General features: G+C 70.6%; 12 protein-coding genes and 2 pseudogenes. 8 read left to right on the top strand and 6 right to left on the bottom strand.

Features of this window, described 5'->3' with window-relative positions:
- Positions 1–38 precede the first annotated feature (38 nt).
- Positions 39–1,082, bottom strand: a complete 1,044-nt coding sequence (locus tag ACIPC1_RS03335; protein ID WP_402512816.1) for a helix-turn-helix domain-containing protein — start codon at positions 1,080–1,082, stop codon at positions 39–41.
- A 70-nt stretch (positions 1,083–1,152) separates the two neighbouring features.
- Here ACIPC1_RS03335 and ACIPC1_RS03330 point away from each other — a divergent pair, with 70 nt between their 5' ends.
- Entirely contained in the window at positions 1,153–2,067 is a 915-nt protein-coding gene (locus ACIPC1_RS03330) for an aldo/keto reductase (RefSeq protein ID WP_402512814.1), read from the top strand.
- A 168-nt stretch (positions 2,068–2,235) separates the two neighbouring features.
- Here the strand turns inward: ACIPC1_RS03330 and ACIPC1_RS03325 are convergent.
- Positions 2,236–2,292, bottom strand: a pseudogene (locus ACIPC1_RS03325) (DUF397 domain-containing protein); the annotation flags it as partial.
- 151 nt (positions 2,293–2,443) lie between these two features.
- Between ACIPC1_RS03325 and ACIPC1_RS03320 the strand changes: the two are divergent.
- Together ACIPC1_RS03320 and ACIPC1_RS03315 are read left to right on the top strand one after the other, a co-directional pair.
- Positions 2,444–2,747: pseudogene (locus ACIPC1_RS03320) on the top strand (hypothetical protein).
- A complete protein-coding gene (locus ACIPC1_RS03315) occupies positions 2,744–3,157 on the top strand; it encodes a gamma-glutamylcyclotransferase family protein (protein ID WP_402512813.1) in 414 nt (137 codons plus the stop codon). The pseudogene ACIPC1_RS03320 and the gene ACIPC1_RS03315 overlap by 4 nt, the downstream one beginning before the upstream one ends.
- A gap of 269 nt (positions 3,158–3,426) precedes the next feature.
- Here ACIPC1_RS03315 and ACIPC1_RS03310 read toward each other — a convergent pair whose 3' ends face one another.
- Positions 3,427–4,917, bottom strand: coding sequence for a membrane-associated oxidoreductase (locus ACIPC1_RS03310; protein ID WP_402513388.1), 1,491 nt, complete (start codon positions 4,915–4,917; stop codon positions 3,427–3,429).
- Positions 4,917–5,624, bottom strand: a complete 708-nt coding sequence (locus ACIPC1_RS03305; protein WP_402512811.1) for a vancomycin high temperature exclusion protein — start codon at positions 5,622–5,624, stop codon at positions 4,917–4,919. The genes ACIPC1_RS03310 and ACIPC1_RS03305 overlap by 1 nt, the downstream gene beginning before the upstream one ends.
- 211 nt (positions 5,625–5,835) lie before the next feature.
- Between ACIPC1_RS03305 and ACIPC1_RS03300 the strand changes: the two genes are divergently transcribed.
- The 5 genes from ACIPC1_RS03300 to ACIPC1_RS03280 all read left to right on the top strand — a co-directional run bounded on the left by ACIPC1_RS03300 (position 5,836) and on the right by ACIPC1_RS03280 (position 12,984).
- Positions 5,836–6,765 (top strand): sirohydrochlorin chelatase, encoded by a 930-nt coding sequence (locus tag ACIPC1_RS03300; RefSeq protein ID WP_402512809.1) that lies wholly within the window; start codon positions 5,836–5,838, stop codon positions 6,763–6,765.
- A gap of 61 nt (positions 6,766–6,826) precedes the next feature.
- Entirely contained in the window at positions 6,827–8,182 is a 1,356-nt protein-coding gene (locus ACIPC1_RS03295) for a deoxyguanosinetriphosphate triphosphohydrolase (protein WP_402512807.1), read from the top strand.
- 93 nt (positions 8,183–8,275) lie between these two features.
- Complete coding sequence (locus tag ACIPC1_RS03290; protein WP_402512805.1) at positions 8,276–9,541, top strand: NAD(P)/FAD-dependent oxidoreductase; 1,266 nt, start codon at positions 8,276–8,278, stop codon at positions 9,539–9,541.
- Positions 9,542–9,587: 46 nt separating this feature from the next.
- Complete coding sequence (gene dnaG / locus ACIPC1_RS03285) at positions 9,588–11,495, top strand: DNA primase (protein WP_402512803.1); 1,908 nt, start codon at positions 9,588–9,590, stop codon at positions 11,493–11,495.
- A 166-nt stretch (positions 11,496–11,661) separates the two neighbouring features.
- Positions 11,662–12,984, top strand: a complete 1,323-nt coding sequence (locus tag ACIPC1_RS03280) for an RNA polymerase sigma factor (protein ID WP_402512801.1) — start codon at positions 11,662–11,664, stop codon at positions 12,982–12,984.
- Positions 12,985–13,159: 175 nt separating this feature from the next.
- Here the strand turns inward: ACIPC1_RS03280 and ACIPC1_RS03275 are convergent, their stop codons facing one another.
- Positions 13,160–15,088: an ABC transporter ATP-binding protein gene (locus ACIPC1_RS03275; RefSeq protein WP_402512799.1), complete on the bottom strand. Its 1,929-nt coding sequence runs from the start codon at positions 15,086–15,088 to the stop codon at positions 13,160–13,162.
- Positions 15,088–16,821 carry an ABC transporter ATP-binding protein gene (locus ACIPC1_RS03270; RefSeq protein ID WP_402512797.1) on the bottom strand — a complete coding sequence of 578 codons (1,734 nt, stop codon included), beginning with the start codon at positions 16,819–16,821 and terminating at the stop codon, positions 15,088–15,090. Before ACIPC1_RS03270 ends, ACIPC1_RS03275 begins: the two co-directional genes overlap by 1 nt.
- Positions 16,822–16,828 lie beyond the last annotated feature (7 nt).

The raw sequence follows: 16,828 nt of genomic DNA, 5'->3' as shown, positions 1-16,828 counted from the left end.
GAAATGGCTCCGCGTCCAGGGCAGGCGGTAAGGGCCACTCAAGCTTGTTGCATATTACTCGCAATAACAACCTGGTTGTGTGAGCTGTTGCCGGGACACTCGCCGGCGGCGAGGACGGATTCGGCGGCGGCGGTGCGGGCGTAGAGGACGGAGCGGCCGGCGCGATGGGCGCTGACCAGGCCGGCGTCGCGCAGCGCGGTGAGGTTCTGGGAGACCCCGGCCGGCGAGAGCCCCGTACGGCGGGCCAACTCGGTGGTGGAGGCCGGAGTTTCCAGTTCGCTCAGCAGCATGGTCCGCGAGCGGCCGAGTACGGCGGCGACGGCGTCGGTCCCGGTGAAGGGCCGGGGTTCCCACAGTGCGCCGACTCCACGCGCCGGGTATGCCAGTTGAGGCGGCTCCGGTGGTGTCACCCGGGTGAGCGGGCTCGGTCCGGTGAAGGCCGAGGGGATCAGCAACAGCCCCGCGCCCGCAGTCTGCCGGGACAGGGTCCCCTGTCGGCGGGCGAGCCGTAGCGCGTCGTCGTCCCAACTCAACGACGGGTGAAGATCGTTGAAGAGGTGGCCCGTGCCGTGCTCGGCGACCTGCCGGGCGCGGTGGAAGATGTCGGCGTCAAGTACGGTCCGGATCCGTGCCCAGTAGGGGGCGAGCGCCAACTCCCAGTAAGTCTTGATCTCTTCCGCAACCCGGACCAAGAGGGATCGCGGCTCGGCGTACAGGGTCCGCGACCTCGGTCCCAGCCGCCCTTGCTCCTGCCCCAGACGGTCGAGTTCCCGGCGTACCCGGACGGCGGGACTGGCCAGGATCCCGGCCAACTCCACTGCCAGGGTCGGGGCCGGTCCGGCGGGCGCCGGGTTGAGGAAGTCGGGCACGTATCCCGAGGGCGGGATCAGCTCGGCGAGCCAGCCCCGGTCGAGCCCCGCGGACGCGACCCGAGGCCGTACCTGCTCGGCCCAGGGCCGGTGTACGGGATGTGCGGAGCCGGAGTTCAGCAGCTTGAAGCTGGTTCCGATCTCCCACATCGGCGAGACGGCGAACCGCATCTGAGCCAGATCACTCGCCGAGAACACCAGTTCATCCTGCATGGCCACCCTAAGGATTCACACCTGACTGAATCAATGGCGGCCAGTTTACCGAGGGGAGATCATCCCTGGCATGACCTCCCCAAAGACGATCAACGCTGCTGAATCGGGATCCTGGAAGCTCGGTGGCGACCTGGAGATCAACCGGATCGGTTTCGGTGCGATGCGCCTGACACAGCGCGGCGAGGCGTTCGCGGCCGACGCCGCTCCGAGCGACCGTGACCGGGCAATCGGCGTGCTGCGAGACGCCGTTGAGCTCGGCGTGAACCACATCGACACCGCCGCGTTCTACTTCTCACCGCTGCGCTCCGCCAACGAACTGATTAACCAGGCGCTGGCCCCCTACCCGGACGACCTCGTCATCACCACCAAGGTCGGGCCGGGCCGCGACCCGTCGGGTGCCTGGCTGCCCCATGCCACCCCGGAGCAACTGCGAGGCCAGGTCGAGGAGAACCTGCGCCAGCTCGGCCGTGACCACCTCGACGTGGTGAACCTGCGCGTCGTCGGCACCGGTTCGATCGCCGAACGATTCGGCGCGTTGGCCGAACTGCGCGACGCCGGGCTCATCCGCCACCTGGGCCTCTCCAACGTCCGTCCCGAACACCTCGACGAGGCCCAGGCCATCGCGCCGGTGGTCTGCGTACAGAACCCGTACGGCATTGGTGTACGGCCCGACCACGATGAGTTCCTGCGTACCTGCGGCGAGCGGGGCATCGCGTTCGTGCCGTTCTACGCGATCGCCGCCGCCGGGCGCGACGCGGGCGCGCGCGGCACCGACAGCGACGAAGTGCTTGCCGTCGCGCGCGACCATGGGGCGAGCCCCGCACAGATCCGGCTGGCCTGGACGCTGCACCGCGGGCCGCATGTGCTGGCCATCCCCGGTACCGGCAACCCGGACCACCTGGCCGCGAACATCGCCGCCGGGACGTTGCGCCTTTCCGAGGCCGAACAGGCCGTCCTGGACTTCCTCCACCGGAGCGGCACGTAGGCGTTGATCGTCAGGGAGCCACGTCCAACACAGACGTGACCTCCGTGGTCCCGTGTCTCCGGCTCGGTGGTTGTCGGGTCGGGACGAGCCGGGGCCTCTGTCCTTCGGCCGGATCAAACCCGACGGAACTCCCCACTGAGGGGTGGTGAGAGCGACGCGGAAGGCTGTCCAGACGGTGGGGGTGACGTGGAGGGAAGGACCGGTGGGGTGCCTGGAGTCGCGTATGGCGATGGCGGCGGGGGGCAGTCAACGAGGCCGGGGCGGATGAGATCCACGCGGAGATGCGGCACTGGATGCCGGAGGACGTGCCCGACTCGGAGGCCGACGCGCTCGCGGAGCGGTCGGCGGCGGACGAGACGGAGAGGAGGGGTGTCGCATGAGCTACCGCATCGCCTACGCTCCGCCCGCGGATGGCCACTTGGCCAAGATGCGGAACGCCGAGGCGGTCAGGAGTGCCGACGGCGGGCACGATCGGCCGAGTTCCGTACGGATGTGGATCGACTGCGGTGAGGGGTGACCGGGACCGGCGCGAGGCGACGGTCCGGGGTGCCATCCTTTCGTACTACGTCTCCTGGGCTGTGCTGACGGTCGCCGTGTCAGCCTCGTCCAGCCACTCTGAGCGTGGTGAAGCGCCGACCGGAGGCGCAGCCACCTGGTGGGGAGGAGGAAAGGACGCGTGAGGTACCCCTTCTTCGTCTACGGCACTCTGCGCCCCGGCGAGCGCAACCACGACCTCTTCCTGCGCGGGCGTACGGAGTCCGAGGCGCCGGGACGGCTGCGGGGGGCTTTGCTGTACGAAGGACCCGGCTATCCGTACGCCGTCGAGGAACTCGGGGGAGCGGGGGGAGTGGTGAGCGGGGAACTGGTCACCGCACTGCCCGAGGCCTACGACGAACTGCTCGCCGTGCTCGACGAGTTGGAGGAGTACGCGCCCGGCGACCCCCGCAACCTGTACGAGCGCGTCGCGCGTGAGGTGACGTGTGCGGACGGGGCGGCCGTGCGGGCCTGGGTGTACGTGGCCGCACCCGCGGTCGCCGCCCGGCTGCGGGACCACGGCAAGCTCATCGAGGGTGGGGACTGGCACGCCTGAAGGTGTTTGCACCTGTGCGGGTGGCCGCCTTGTGTCCCTGCCGCTGCCGCTGCCGCTGCCGCTGCCCCTGCCCCGCGCCCGCGCCTGGGGTCCGGCCATGTCCGACGGCGACATCTCCAGGCGACGCGCCCTCGCGTTGAGCGCTGCGGCCACCGGAGCGGCCCTGAGTATCGGGCTCGCCCTGCGCTCCTCGGACGAGCCTCCCCGCGGGACGGAGGGCGCCGCGAGGGCGGCCCCGGGTGCCGCCCCGGCGCTCGGCTTCCGGAGGTTCACTGGCGGCTCAGAGAGCGCGTCACACCCGCCGCGATCGTCGTCGCCAGGATCCAGCCGGTGGCGATCAGCAGATAGGCGAGCCACTGGTACCCGCCGCGCGGTGCGAAGGCCCCTTCCTGACCGAAGTCGATGATGGGCAGCAGCAGATCGAGGGTGTAGAAGACCGGGTTGAACACCGGCGCCTCGGCGGGCTTCAGGGCGTGCGGATGGTGCGCCGCGAAAGCCACGGCGCCGGTGCACAGCAGCAACAGCAACCAGCCGGCCGCGCGCATCGGGCGGAAGCCGTAACCGACGGTCGCGTCCTGCAAGTGGCCCCAGAACCGGGCGTAGCGGGGCAGGGTACTGCGGTGTCGGCGGAGTTTGGCCAGCTGGACGCTGCGTGCCGCGGCGTCGTCACCCGCGGTGCGGTACGCGGTGGCCAACTGCTCGTAGGCGTACGGGAGATAGCCGCCCTCCTCCCTTTCCAGCAGCGGCAGTCGCTCCCTCGCGGGGAGATGCGGGGCGAGGGTGCGGTAGCTGAGGCCGTCGATCCTGACGCGAGCGGGCCACACTTCCGGAGGGACGTGCAGAAGGTCCAGTTGGGAGCGGCGCAGGTTCACGGCGCCCTCGATCGGGGCGGCGTCGCGCAGCCACAGCTCGCCGATGACACAGCTGCTGGCGCGCAGGGCCTGCCCCTCGGGGTGGGACAGCCGGGCGTAGGCGAGGTTGAGCTGGTGCGGAATCCGGGCGCCACGGAGGTTGACCCGGCCATGGGCGCGCAGCCGCATGGCCCGCAGGTCGGTGCCGACGGAGAGGGTCTCGGCGTGCAGGGAGGTGCCGCCGGGCGCGTGCAGCTCGGCGTCGTCGAGGTTCACCTGGCCGCCGACCGTGGCCCCGTTCAGCCGGACCTGGCCGTGGGCGACGAGGCCGACGGCCCACAGGTCGGTGCCGATGTCCGCGTGGTTCAGCTGGAGTGCCGCTTCCTCGGGGGTGTCGGAGTCCGGGGTGTCCAATGTCGTCGGGAGGCCCAGACGGGCCCCGTTCACGAACACGGCGCCGGAGATCTTCGCCCCCTGGAGCCGCACCGGGCCGGTGATACGGGAGCAGCTGAGCCGCAGCGCCCCGTCGACGCGCAGGTTTCCCGCGGTGAGCCCGGGCAGCACCGAGTCGCTCAGCACCAGGGCGCGTACCTCCGCCCCGTAGAGCGTCAGGGTCTGCTCGAAGTGACAGGACCGCAGCCGCACGGCGTGCTGGACCGTCCCGTACGTGAGATCCAGCTGTCCCGTGATGCGCGCGCCCGTCAGCTTCAGGCCGGCGATCTCACCGTCGTGGGCCGGTCCGTCGATCAGCAGCGCCCGCAGCACCTCGGCGCGTACGGTCCGCTCGGGACCCCACGACGAGCCGGCCGAGGAGTCCTCGTCGGCGCTCTCGCGGAAGTCGATCCCCTCGCCGAGCGGGAAGGCCTCCCAGACCCGGCGTTCCGCGGGGGTGAGGTCGGTGACCGCCATCATTCGCCCGCCGCCGCCAGGGCCTGTCCCACCCCGGGTTCCTTGGGCCCAAGGAACCGCGGATCCGGCTGCAACACCGCGTCCAGCGCGGCCTTCCCCGCCGCCAGGATCTCCCGGGCGCCCCCGTAGTACCAGGTCAGGTCATGCTTGGCGTCGACTCCGACGCCGTACGACTCGATGCCTGCCTCCTGGCACAGGGTGACGGCGCGGCGGATGTGGAAGGCCTGGCTGATCAGCACGGCCCGGTCGACGCCGAAGATCTTCTTGGCCCGCACACAGGAGTCCCAGGTGTCGAAGCCCGCGTAGTCGCTGACGATGTGTCCGTCGGGCACGCCGTGCTCGCTCAGATACGTGCGCATCGCGTCCGGTTCGTCGTAGTCCTCGCGGCTGTTGTCGCCGGTGACGAGGACGACCTCGACACGCCCCGTGCGGTACAACTGGGCCGCCGCGTCGAGGCGGTTGGCGAGGTACGGGGACGGCTCGCCGTTCCACAGCCCGGCGCCGAAGACCACGGCCACCTCGGTACGCGGGGCGTCCGCCGTCGTACGCAGCCGGTCGCCCGTCACGACGTACATCCATGTCGAGGGAAGCAGCGCCAGCACGCAGAGCAGTACGAACCCCTGTACGGCGCGTCGTTGCCCGGCACGCGTGCGGGGCAGGCGTGGTAGACGCGGCAGGCGTGGCTTCGGCAGCTTCAGGTGGCGCATCGGGCGGTCCCCTCCCCAGGTGGCCTCGACCATGGAGGACGCGTCGAACAGTGATCCGGTTCGCTTCCATGGAGTGATCAGCTTCACTCGGTGCGCCGCAGGCGCAGGTCACGGCCGCTCACACAGCGCCGCGCCCGACCGTGAACCCCCGGAAAACACCCGTCATACCCGCGCAACGGCGCGGCAACCTCGTACCGTCAGGATCGGCGCCATGACGGCGTCGAACCCCGCACACGACGAGTCCTCGCCCGGCCCCGGTGGCCCACGGCCGCTCGCCGGCGCCCACCTCGACAGTACGGCGCAACTCATGAACGCGATCACCAGCCGGCTCGGCAGTCAGCTCAGCCTTGTCTCGCTCAACGGCGCACGCCGCCCCGCACCCCCCGCGCTCGTCCTCGTCGCGCACGGCAGCCGCGACCCGCGCGCGCTGCACACCGTACGCACCCTGATCGAGCGGGTCCGAGAGCTCCGCCCCCACCTGCCCGTCCACCTCGGACACATCGAACTGAACGAGCCCCTGCTGCCCGACACGCTCGCGTCACTCAAAGGCAGCGAGGGCGGCGAAGGCAGTGAGGCCGTCCTCGTGCCGCTGCTGCTCAGCCGCGGCTACCACGTCAAGCGGGACATCCCCGAGGCCGCGACCGCCGCCCCCGCGCCGCTCCGCACCCGCGTCGCCGCCCCGCTCGGCCCGCACCCCCTGCTCGTGGAGACGCTGTACGCGCGGCTCGTCGAGGCCGGCTGGCGGACGGGCATGAGCGACTCGGCGCGCCGGTCGAGCGGCGTCGTCCTCGCCGCCGCCGGGTCCCGCGACCCCGACGCGGGACTCGACACCCGCCGCACCGCCCACCTGCTCGCCGAGCGCCTGGGCGTTCCCGTCGTCCCGGCGTACGCGTCCGCCGCCGCGCCCACCGTCCCCGCCGCCGTGCGCGCCATGGCCGCCCGCGGCCGTCACCGTATCGCCGTCGCCTCGTACTTCACCGCCCCCGGCCGCTTCGCCACCGAGTGCGCCGCGGCCGCCCCCGGGATCGCGGCCGAGCCCCTGGGTGACCACCCGGCGATGGCCCGCCTGGTCCTGCACCGCTACGACCAGGCCCTCGCGACCCCCGAGCCCACCCCGGAACGCACGCTGGCCACGGCCTGAAGCACAGCCCCGAGCGGACGGCCATGCCCCGTTTGTCACTGGCTGCGTTTACTGTCGGGGCATGGAAGGCACCGCACCGAAGACCGAAAGCACCGAGCACGAGGCATACGAAGACAGCGCGACGTGGAGTGGGTACGACGACACCTCCACCGAGCGCTGGGCCGTCGAGCCCGACAAGCGTCCCGGCCGCACCGCCTTCCAGCGCGACCGCGCACGCGTACTGCACTCGGCCTCCCTGCGCCGCCTCGCGGGTAAGACCCAGGTCGTCACGCCCGGCACCAGCAGCCAGATCTGGGACGCCAGCCCCCGCACCCGGCTGACCCACTCCCTGGAGTGCGCCCAGGTCGGCCGCGAGCTGGGTGCGGCTCTCGGCTGCGACCCCGACCTCGTCGAGGCGTGCTGCCTCTCCCACGACCTGGGTCACCCGCCCTTCGGGCACAACGGCGAACAGGCACTCAACGAATTCGCCGCGGACTGCGGCGGCTTCGAGGGCAACGCCCAGTCACTGCGCCTGCTCACCCGCATCGAGCCGAAGCACTTCGTACGCTCCAGGACGACCGGCGAACTCGTCAGCGTCGGCCTCAACCTCACCCGCGCCGCCCTCGACGCCGCCACCAAGTACCCCTGGCCGCGCGGCGCCCACCCGGCCGACCCGAAGTCGCGGAAGTTCGGGGTCTACGAGGACGACCGGCCGGTCTTCGACTGGATCCGCAAGGGCGCCCCCGGCACCCGTACGTGCTTCGAGGCCCAGGTCATGGACTGGGCGGACGACGTGGCGTACTCGGTGCACGACGTCGAGGACGGTCTGCACGCGGGCCACATCGACCCCAACTGCCTGCACGCCGAGCCGGAACGGCAGGCGGTCTTCGCGGTGGCCATCGGGCGGTACGTGCCCGCGGACACCGACCCCGAAGAGCTCGCCGAAGCCCTCGACCGGCTCCTCGAACAGGAGTGGTGGCCGCACGGGTACGACGGATCAGCCGTCGCACAGGCCCGGCTGAAGGACGCGACCAGCCAGCTCATCGGGCGTTTCTGCCTGGCGGCGGAGGGCGCCACGCGCGCGAGGTACGGCACCGGACGGCTCACGCGGTACGCGGCGGAGCTGGTCGTCCCACGCGCCGCGCGCCTGGAGTGCGCCGTTCTCAAGGCGGTCGCCGACCGGTACGTCATGCAGCGCGCCGAGCAGGAGCGGCTCCGTGCCGATCAGCGGATCGTCGTCGCCGAGCTGGCCCAGGCGCTCACCGACCGCGCCCCGGACGGCCTGGACCCGCAGTTCCGTGCCCTGTTCGACGAGGCCCCGGACGACAGGGCACGCAAGCGCGTGATCGTCGACCACATCTCCTCACTCACCGACGCCTCGGCGCGTTCCCTGCACCTCAGGCTCACCACGCGGCCCCAGGGGGCCCGAAAAGGGTGACCCTGCGTGGCCTGATCGGGCCTCTCCCCCTTCCCGCATCACGCTGCGTGCGGGACGCTCGCCTAGGGCGACATCCTTACGAGGAGGCATCAAGTGGTCGACGCGGATCAGACATTCGTCATCGTCGGAGGCGGACTGGCCGGAGCGAAAGCGGCCGAGACGCTCCGAGCCGAAGGGTTCACCGGGCGGGTGATACTGATCTGCGACGAGCGCGACCACCCCTACGAACGCCCGCCGCTCTCCAAGGGCTACCTCCTCGGCAAGGAGGAGCGTGACAGCGTCTTCGTCCACGAACCCGCCTGGTACGCGCGCAACGACATCGAGCTGCACCTCGGCCAGACCGTCGACGCGATCGACCGGAGCGCGAAGACGGTCCGCTTCGGCGACGACGGCACCCTCGTGCGCTACGACAAGCTCCTCATCGCGACCGGCGCCGAGCCCCGCCGCCTGGACGTCCCGGGCACGGATCTCACCGGCGTCCACCACCTGCGCCGCCTCGCCCACGCCGAACGCCTCAAGGGCGTCCTCACCGCGCTGGGCCGGGACAACGGGCACATCGTGATCGCGGGCGCCGGCTGGATCGGCCTGGAGGTCGCCGCGGCGGCCCGGGAGTACGGCGCCGAGGTCACCGTCGTCGAACCGGAGGCGACCCCGCTGCACTCGGTCCTCGGCCCCGAGCTCGGCCAGATCTTCGCCGAACTGCACCGCGAGCACGGCGTCCGCTTCCACTTCGGCGCCCGCCTCACCGAGATCGTCGGCCAGGACGGCCTGGTACTCGCCGCCCGCACCGACGACGGCGAGGAACACCCCGCGCACGACGTGCTCGCCGCGATCGGTGCCGCCCCGCGTACCGCCCTGGCCGAGGCCGCCGGCCTGGAGATGGCCGACCGTGCGCACGGCGGCGGCATCGCGGTCGACGAGCGGTTGCGCACCTCCGACCCCGACATCCACGCGGCCGGCGACGTCGCCTCCTTCCACCACACGCTCTTCGACACCCGGCTGCGCGTCGAACACTGGGCCAACGCCCTCAACGGCGGCCCGGCGGCGGCCCGCGCGATGCTGGGCCGCGAGCTGACGTACGACCGCGTGCCCTATTTCTTCTCCGACCAGTACGACATCGGGCTCGAGTACTCGGGCTGGGCGCCCCCGGGGACGTACGACCACGTGGTGATCCGTGGAGACGCCGGCAAGCGGGAGTTCATCGCCTTCTGGGTGAAGGAGGGACGGGTGCTGGCCGGGATGAACGTGAATGTGTGGGACGTCACGGAGCCCATCCAGCAGCTGATCCGATCCCGGGCCCAGGTGGACACCGAGGCGCTCGCCGACCCGCACGTTCCGCTGGACAGTCTCGTCCCGTGACCGACGACGGCGCTCGACTGTCACACCCTCACCGTAGAATCCATCCGTGGCCGGAAGGATCAACGACGAGGACGTGAAGGCGGTTCGGGACGCGGTCCCGATCGACGCCGTGGTGTCCGAGTACCTCCAGCTGCGCAACGCGGGCGGCGGAAACCTGAAAGGTCTCTGCCCCTTCCACGACGAGAAGTCACCGTCCTTCCAGGTCAGCCCGAGCAAGGGGCTCTTCCACTGCTTCGGCTGCCAGGAGGGCGGCGACACCATCGCGTTCGTGATGAAGGTCGACCACCTCACCTTCTCCGAGGTGGTCGAGCGCCTCGCCGCCCAGGCCGGCATCACGCTGCGGTACGAGGAGGGCGGGTACAACCCCGCCCACCAGCGCGGCGAGCGCATCCGCCTGGTCGAGGCCCACAAGGCCGCCGCGCAGTTCTACATCGAGCAGCTCGACACCAGCTCCGAGGCCGACACGGGCCGCAAGTTCCTCGCCGAGCGCGGCTTCGACCAGTCGGCCGCCGCCCACTTCGGCGTCGGCTACAGCCCCCAGGGCTGGGACCACCTCACCCGCTACCTCCGAGGCAAGGGCTTCACCGACAAGGAACTGCTCCTCTCCGGCCTCTCCCAGGAAGGCCGCCGCGGCCCCATCGACCGCTTCCGCGGCCGCCTGATGTGGCCGATCCGCGACATCGGCGGCGAGGTCGTCGGCTTCGGCGCGAGGAAGCTGTACGAGTCGGACAACGGCCCGAAGTACCTGAACACGCCCGACACCGCGATCTACCGCAAGTCCCAGGTCCTGTACGGCATCGACCTCGCCAAGAAGGACATCGCCAAGGCCAGCCGGGCGGTCGTCGTCGAGGGCTACACGGACGTCATGGCCTGCCACCTGGCCGGCGTCACCACGGCGATCGCGACCTGCGGCACCGCGTTCGGCACCGACCACATCAAGATCCTCCGCCGCTTGCTGATGGACAACGGCTCGGCCCGCGTGATCTTCACCTTCGACGGCGACGCGGCGGGCCAGAAGGCCGCCCTGCGCGCCTTCGAGGACGACCAGAAGTTCGCCGCCGAGACGTACATCGCGATCGCCCCGGACGGCATGGACCCCTGCGAGCTGCGCCTCGCCAAGGGCGACGCGGCGGTCGCCGACCTCGCCGAACCCCGCACCCCGCTCTTCGAGTTCGCGCTGCGCCAGATCGTCCTGCGCTACGACCTCGAAACGCCCGCGGGCCGCGCCGGGGCGCTGGACGAGGCGGCGCCCATCGTCGCCCGCATCAAGAACACCGGCGCCCAGCACGAGGTCGCCGTGCAGCTCGCGGGCATGCTCGGCATCCTCGACACCCAGTTCGTCGTCAAGCGGGTGGCCCAGCTGGCCCGTTGGTCCCGCGACCGCGGCGGCAAGGGCCCCGCGCCGGACCGGCAGCGCCCCCAGCAGACGTACGCCGCCGGGGCCGCCCAGGCGCCCACCGGCGGCCCCGCCCTGACCCTGCGCAACCCGGTCTTCGCCACCGAGCGCGAGCTCCTCAAACTCGCCCTCCAGCGCCCGGAACTGGTCTCCCCGGCCTTCGACGCGTACGGGATCGACGAGTTCACCGCCCCGCCGTACGCCGCCGTACGCCAGGTGATCATGGAGGCGGGCGGCGCGGAGCACGGCGTCCAGGACCCCCAGGAGTACCTGGTGAGGGTCCGTGAAGCCGCCCCGGACGACGCGGCCCGCGCCATGGTCACCGAGCTGGCCGTCGAGGCGATCATGCGCAAGACGGTCGACGAGACCTATGCGGGCGACCAGCTCGTCATGGTCCGCCGCCGCGCCGTCGACCGCCGCATCCGTGACGTCCAGGGCAGCCTTGCGCGCCAGAGTGCCCACGGCGACCCGGCCCAGCTGGCCGCCGTACAGAACGAGTTGTGGGTGCTCCAGCAGTACGAGCAGGCGCTGCGGGAGCGGGGCGCGGAGGCGCTCTGACGCCTCGCGCCCCTCGCCCACTGTTCTACGCCGGGCGCTCGCCCGTTTGGAGCCCCCTAAAACGCGCACTCGTGCATGAAAGTATCCGCGCGGTCACGGACCGGACGCAAAAAGTCACCGCACGCCCCTCGTGGCAGCGATGTGTCGTACTCCACACTGGGTTGCGGTGCCTGAGTCCTCGGAGCGCGGCCGACCCGAACGCGACGGGTCCCCGATCCCCGCAGTTCCGCTAAACGACTACGGGATGGACAACGGCGAGGCCGTCGACCCCATCCCCGACGTAACGCTGCCGCATGCCTACGCAGCGACATTCCTGGAGGTCGCCCCCGTGCAGACCCAGACCCTCGCACAGACCGAGAACACCACGGATACGGATACGGACGCGGACGCCGAGACCGACGCCGTCGGGACGGTCCCCCCGCAGAGCCGTGCCGCGCACCACCCCGAAGCGGAGCCGGAGAGCCCGCCCGAGCTGGATGAGCCGTCCACGGGCGCCGCCGAGACCATCGAGGTGGAAGCCGAGTCCGAGGCTCCCGAGCCCGTCGAACTGCCCCGAAGCCGCGCCGCCGACACCGGTGGCCCCTCCTCCGACCTGTTCCGCCAGTACCTGCGCGAGATCGGCCGGATCTCCCTGCTCACCGCGGCCGAGGAGGTCGATCTGGCCCGCCGTGTCGAGGCCGGCCTCTTCGCCGAGGAGAAGCTCCGGCTCGCCTCCGATCTGGACAGCCAGCTCGCCCTCGACCTGGACAAACTGGTCGTCATGGGCCGCATGGCCAAGCGCCGCCTCATCGAGGCGAATCTGCGGCTCGTCGTCTCCGTCGCCAAGCGGTACGTCGGCCGGGGCCTGACCATGCTCGACCTGGTCCAGGAGGGAAACCTCGGCCTGATCAGGGCCGTTGAGAAGTTCGACTACGCACGCGGGTACAAGTTCTCGACGTACGCGACCTGGTGGATCCGTCAGGCCATGTCCCGGGCCCTCGCCGACCAGGCCCGGACCATCCGAGTCCCGGTCCATGTCGTGGAGTTGATCAACCGGGTGGTGCGGGTGCAGCGGCGCATGCTCCAGGAGCGCGGCTACGAGCCGACTCCCGAGGAGGTCGCCGCGCACCTCGACCTGCCGAGCGAGCGGGTCAGCGAAGTCCTGCGGCTGGCCCAGGAACCGGTGTCCCTGCACGCGCCCGTGGGCGAGGAGGACGATGTCGCGCTCGGCGACCTGATCGAGGACGGCGACGCGACGTCTCCCGTGGAGTCCGCCGCGTTCCTGTTGCTCCGTGAGCATCTGGAGGCGGTCCTGTCCACGCTCGGGGAGCGGGAGCGGAAGGTCGTCCAGCTCCGGTACGGGCTGGCCGACGGGCGTCCCCGCACCCTGGAGGAGATCGGCCGCATCTTCGGCGTCACGCGCGAGCGGATCCGCCAGATCGAGTCCAAGACGCTGAACAAGCTTCGGGACCACGCGTTCGCGGACCAGTTGCGGGGTTACTTGGACTGAGGGGGATCTCCAGCCCGTCCGGCGTTTGAGGACGAGGCCGTTCAGGCCGACGGCGGGGGTCCGGGGGCGGCAGCCCCCGGAAACGGGACGGGCAGGGGCGGAGGGAGCGACTCCACCCTTGAGCGGCTCCGCCGCGGGCCACTCCCACCCCACCCCCACCCCCACCCCCGCCCCCTCAGTCGACCTCGGCCACCGCCTGCGCGAACTGTGCCTTGTACAGCCGCGCATACGCCCCGTCGGACGCGAGCAGCTCCGCATGAGCGCCCTGCTCGACGATGGCCCCGTTCTCCATCACCAGAATGGTGTCCGCGTCCCGGATCGTCGACAGCCGGTGCGCGATCACGAACGACGTACGCCCATGCGCGAGCTTCGCCATCGCCTTCTGGATCAGAACCTCGGTCCGGGTGTCGACCGACGACGTCGCCTCGTCAAGCACCAGGATCACCGGATCCGACAGGAACGCCCGGGCGATGGTGATGAGCTGCTTCTCACCCGCGCTCACCCCCGTCCCCTCGTCGTCGATGACGGTGTCGTACCCGTCGGGCAGCGTACGGATGAACCGGTCGGCGTGCGCGGCCCGCGCGGCCTCCTCGATCTCCCCGCGAGTGACGGCCCGCGAGGCCCCGTACGCGATGTTCTCCGCGATGGTCCCCCCGAACAGCCAGGTGTCCTGGAGCACCATGCCGATCCCGGCCCGGAGTTCGTCCCGGGACATGGCGGCGATGTCGACCCCGTCGAGGGTGATCCGCCCCCCGGTGACCTCGTAGAACCGCATGAGCAGGTTGACCAGCGTGGTCTTGCCGGCGCCCGTCGGTCCCACGATCGCGACCGTGTGACCGGGCTCCACCTTCAGCGACAGATCCTCGATGAGCGGCTTCTCGGGGTCGTACCGGAAGGACACGTTCTCCAGCGCCACCCGGCCCCGCAGCTCGTCGGGACGGATCGCGGGTACCGGATCGGCCTCCTGCTCCTCCGCGTCGAGCAGTTCGAAGATCCGCTCGGCGGAGGCGACGCCGGACTGCACCAGGTTGGCCATCGAGGCGACCTGGGTCAGCGGCATCGAGAACTGCCGCGAGTACTGGATGAAGGCCTGCACGTCACCGATGGACAGCGAGCCGGAAGCGACCCGCAGACCGCCGACCACGGCCACCAGCACATAGTTCAGGTTCGACACGAACATCATCAGCGGCTGCATGATCCCGCTGTTGAACTGCGCCTTGAACCCGGCCTCGTACAGCTTCTCGTTCTGCTCGGCGAACTGCGCCGCCGACTCCTCCTGCCGACCGAACACCTTCACCAGGTTGTGCCCGGTGTACATCTCCTCGACGTGCGCGTTGAGCTTGCCGGTGGTCCGCCACTGCTGGACGAAGTGCGGCTGCGAGCGCTTGCCGACGCGCGTGGCGATGAAGAAGGACAGCGGCACCGTGACCAGCGCCACCAGGGCCAGCAGCGGCGAGACCCAGAACATCATCGCCAGCACACCGATGATGGTCAGCAGCGAGTTGATGAGCTGCCCCATCGACTGTTGGAGCGTCTGCCCGAGGTTGTCGAGGTCGTTGGTCGCCCGGCTGAGCACCTCACCGCGCTGCCGCTTGTCGAAGTACGACAGCGGAAGCCGCGACAGTTTCGCCTGAAGGTCCTCGCGCATCCGGTACACGGTCCGGTTGACCGACCGGTTGACCAGCCGCGTCGCCACCGCCATCAGCACGCCCGCCAGCAGGAACACCGCGAGCGCGAGCCCGAGCACCTCGCCGACCGCGTTGAAGTCGATGCCCTTGCCGGGGGTGAAATCGGTCCCCGAGAGCATGTCGGCCGTACCGCCGTCGCCGCGCGCCCGCATGGCCGCGAGCACCTCGGCCTTCGTCTCGCCGGCCGGGAACTCCCGCCCGATGATGCCGGAGAAGACCAGGTCGGTGGCCCGGCCCAGGATCTTCGGGCCCACCACCGAGAAGCCCACGCTCAGCACCACGGCGACGAGCATCCCGTACATGGTGGTGCGCTCGGGCTTGAACTGTGCCAGGAGCCGTTTGCCCGACCCCTTGAAATCCATCGAGCGCTGATCGGGGCCGCCCCCGGCCATCATCCGCCCCATAGGCCCGGCCATCAGGCAGCCTCCGCTTCCGTGAGCTGGGAGAGGACGATCTCCCGGTAGGTCTCGTTGCCTGCCATCAGTTCATGATGCCGCCCGGTGCCGACGACCCGGCCCTCGTCGAGGACCACGATCCGGTCGGCGTCCCGGATGGTCGACACCCGTTGGGCGACGATCACCACGGTCGCCTCGGCGGTCTCGTGGGCGAGCGCCGCGCGCAGCATGGCGTCGGTCTTGTAGTCGAGCGCCGAGAACGAGTCGTCGAAGAGGTAGATCTCCGGCCGCTGTACGAGGGTGCGGGCGATCGCCAGGCGCTGCCGCTGACCACCCGACACATTCGTGCCGCCCTGCGCGATGGGGGAGTCGAGCCCGTTCTCCAGACCCTCCACGAAGCCCTTGGCCTGCGCCACCTCCAGCGCGTGCCACAGCTCCTCGTCGGTCGCGTCCGGATTGCCGTACCGCAGGTTCGTCGCCACCGTGCCCGCGAAGAGGTACGGCTTCTGCGGCACGAGGCCGACCGTCTTGGCCAGCAGCTTCGGCTCGATGGTCGCCACGTCCACGCCGTCGACGAGGACCTCGCCGTCGGTGGCGTCGAACAGCCGGGGGACGAGACCGAGAAGCGTCGACTTGCCGCTGCCCGTCGACCCGATCACGGCGGTCGTCTCGCCCGGCTGTGCCACCAGGTCGACGGATCTCAACACCGGCTCCTCGGCACCCGGGTAGTGGAACCCGCCGCCACGGATCTCCAGATGGCCGTGGCGCCGCAGCTCCACGACGGGCGCGGTCGGCGGCACCACACTGCTCGCGGTGTCCAGTACCTCCTCGATGCGCTCGGCGCAGACCTCCGCGCGCGGCACCATCATGAACATGAAGGTGGCCATCATCACGGACATCACGATCTGCATGAGGTAGGCGAGGAACGCGGTCAGATCACCGATCTGCATGCCGCCGCTGTCGATCCGGTGCGCGCCGAACCACACCACGGCGATCGACGACAGGTTCACCACGGTCATGACGATCGGGAACATCAGCGCCAGCAGCCGTCCGGTGCCCAGCGACACCTCGGTCAGATCGGCGTTCGCCTTCTGGAAGCGCTCCTTCTCGTAGTCGTCCCGTACGAAGGCGCGGATCACCCGGTTGCCGGTGATCTGCTCGCGCAGCACCCGGTTCACGGTGTCCAGGCGGACCTGCATGGTGCGGAACAGCGGCCGCAGCCGCCGGATGATCAGCGTCACGGAGATGCCGAGGACCGGCACCACGGCGACCAGCACCCCGGACAGCGGCACGTCCAGGCCGAGGGCCAGGATGATGCCGCCCACACACATGATCGGCGCCGACACCAGCATGGTGAACGTCATCAGGGTGAGCATCTGCACCTGTTGGACGTCATTGGTGGTGCGGGTGATCAGCGAGGGCGCCCCGAAGTGGCCGACCTCGCGCGCCGAGAAGGACTGGACGCGGTCGAAGACGGCGGCCCGGATGTCCCGGCCGACCGCGGACGCCGTACGGGCTCCGTAGTAGACGGCCCCGATGTTGCAGACGACCTGTGCCAGCGAGATGGCGATCATCACGGCACCGAGGGACAGGATGTAGCCCGTGTCGCCCTTCACGACACCGTTGTCGATGATGTGCGCGTTGAGGGTGGGCAGGTAGAGCGTGGCGCAGGTCTGCAGGAACTGCAGCAGCACCAGCAGGGCGATGGGTTTCTTGTACGGACGGAGGTACGTCCGAAGCAGTCGTATGAGCACGCGGGTC

The sequence above is a fragment of the Streptomyces sp. NPDC087263 genome, from assembly GCF_044744645.1.
GTDB lineage: Bacteria > Actinomycetota > Actinomycetes > Streptomycetales > Streptomycetaceae > Streptomyces.
The sequence above is the reverse complement of the archived record's forward strand: the minus strand, read 5'-3'. Positions and strand labels throughout refer to the sequence as shown.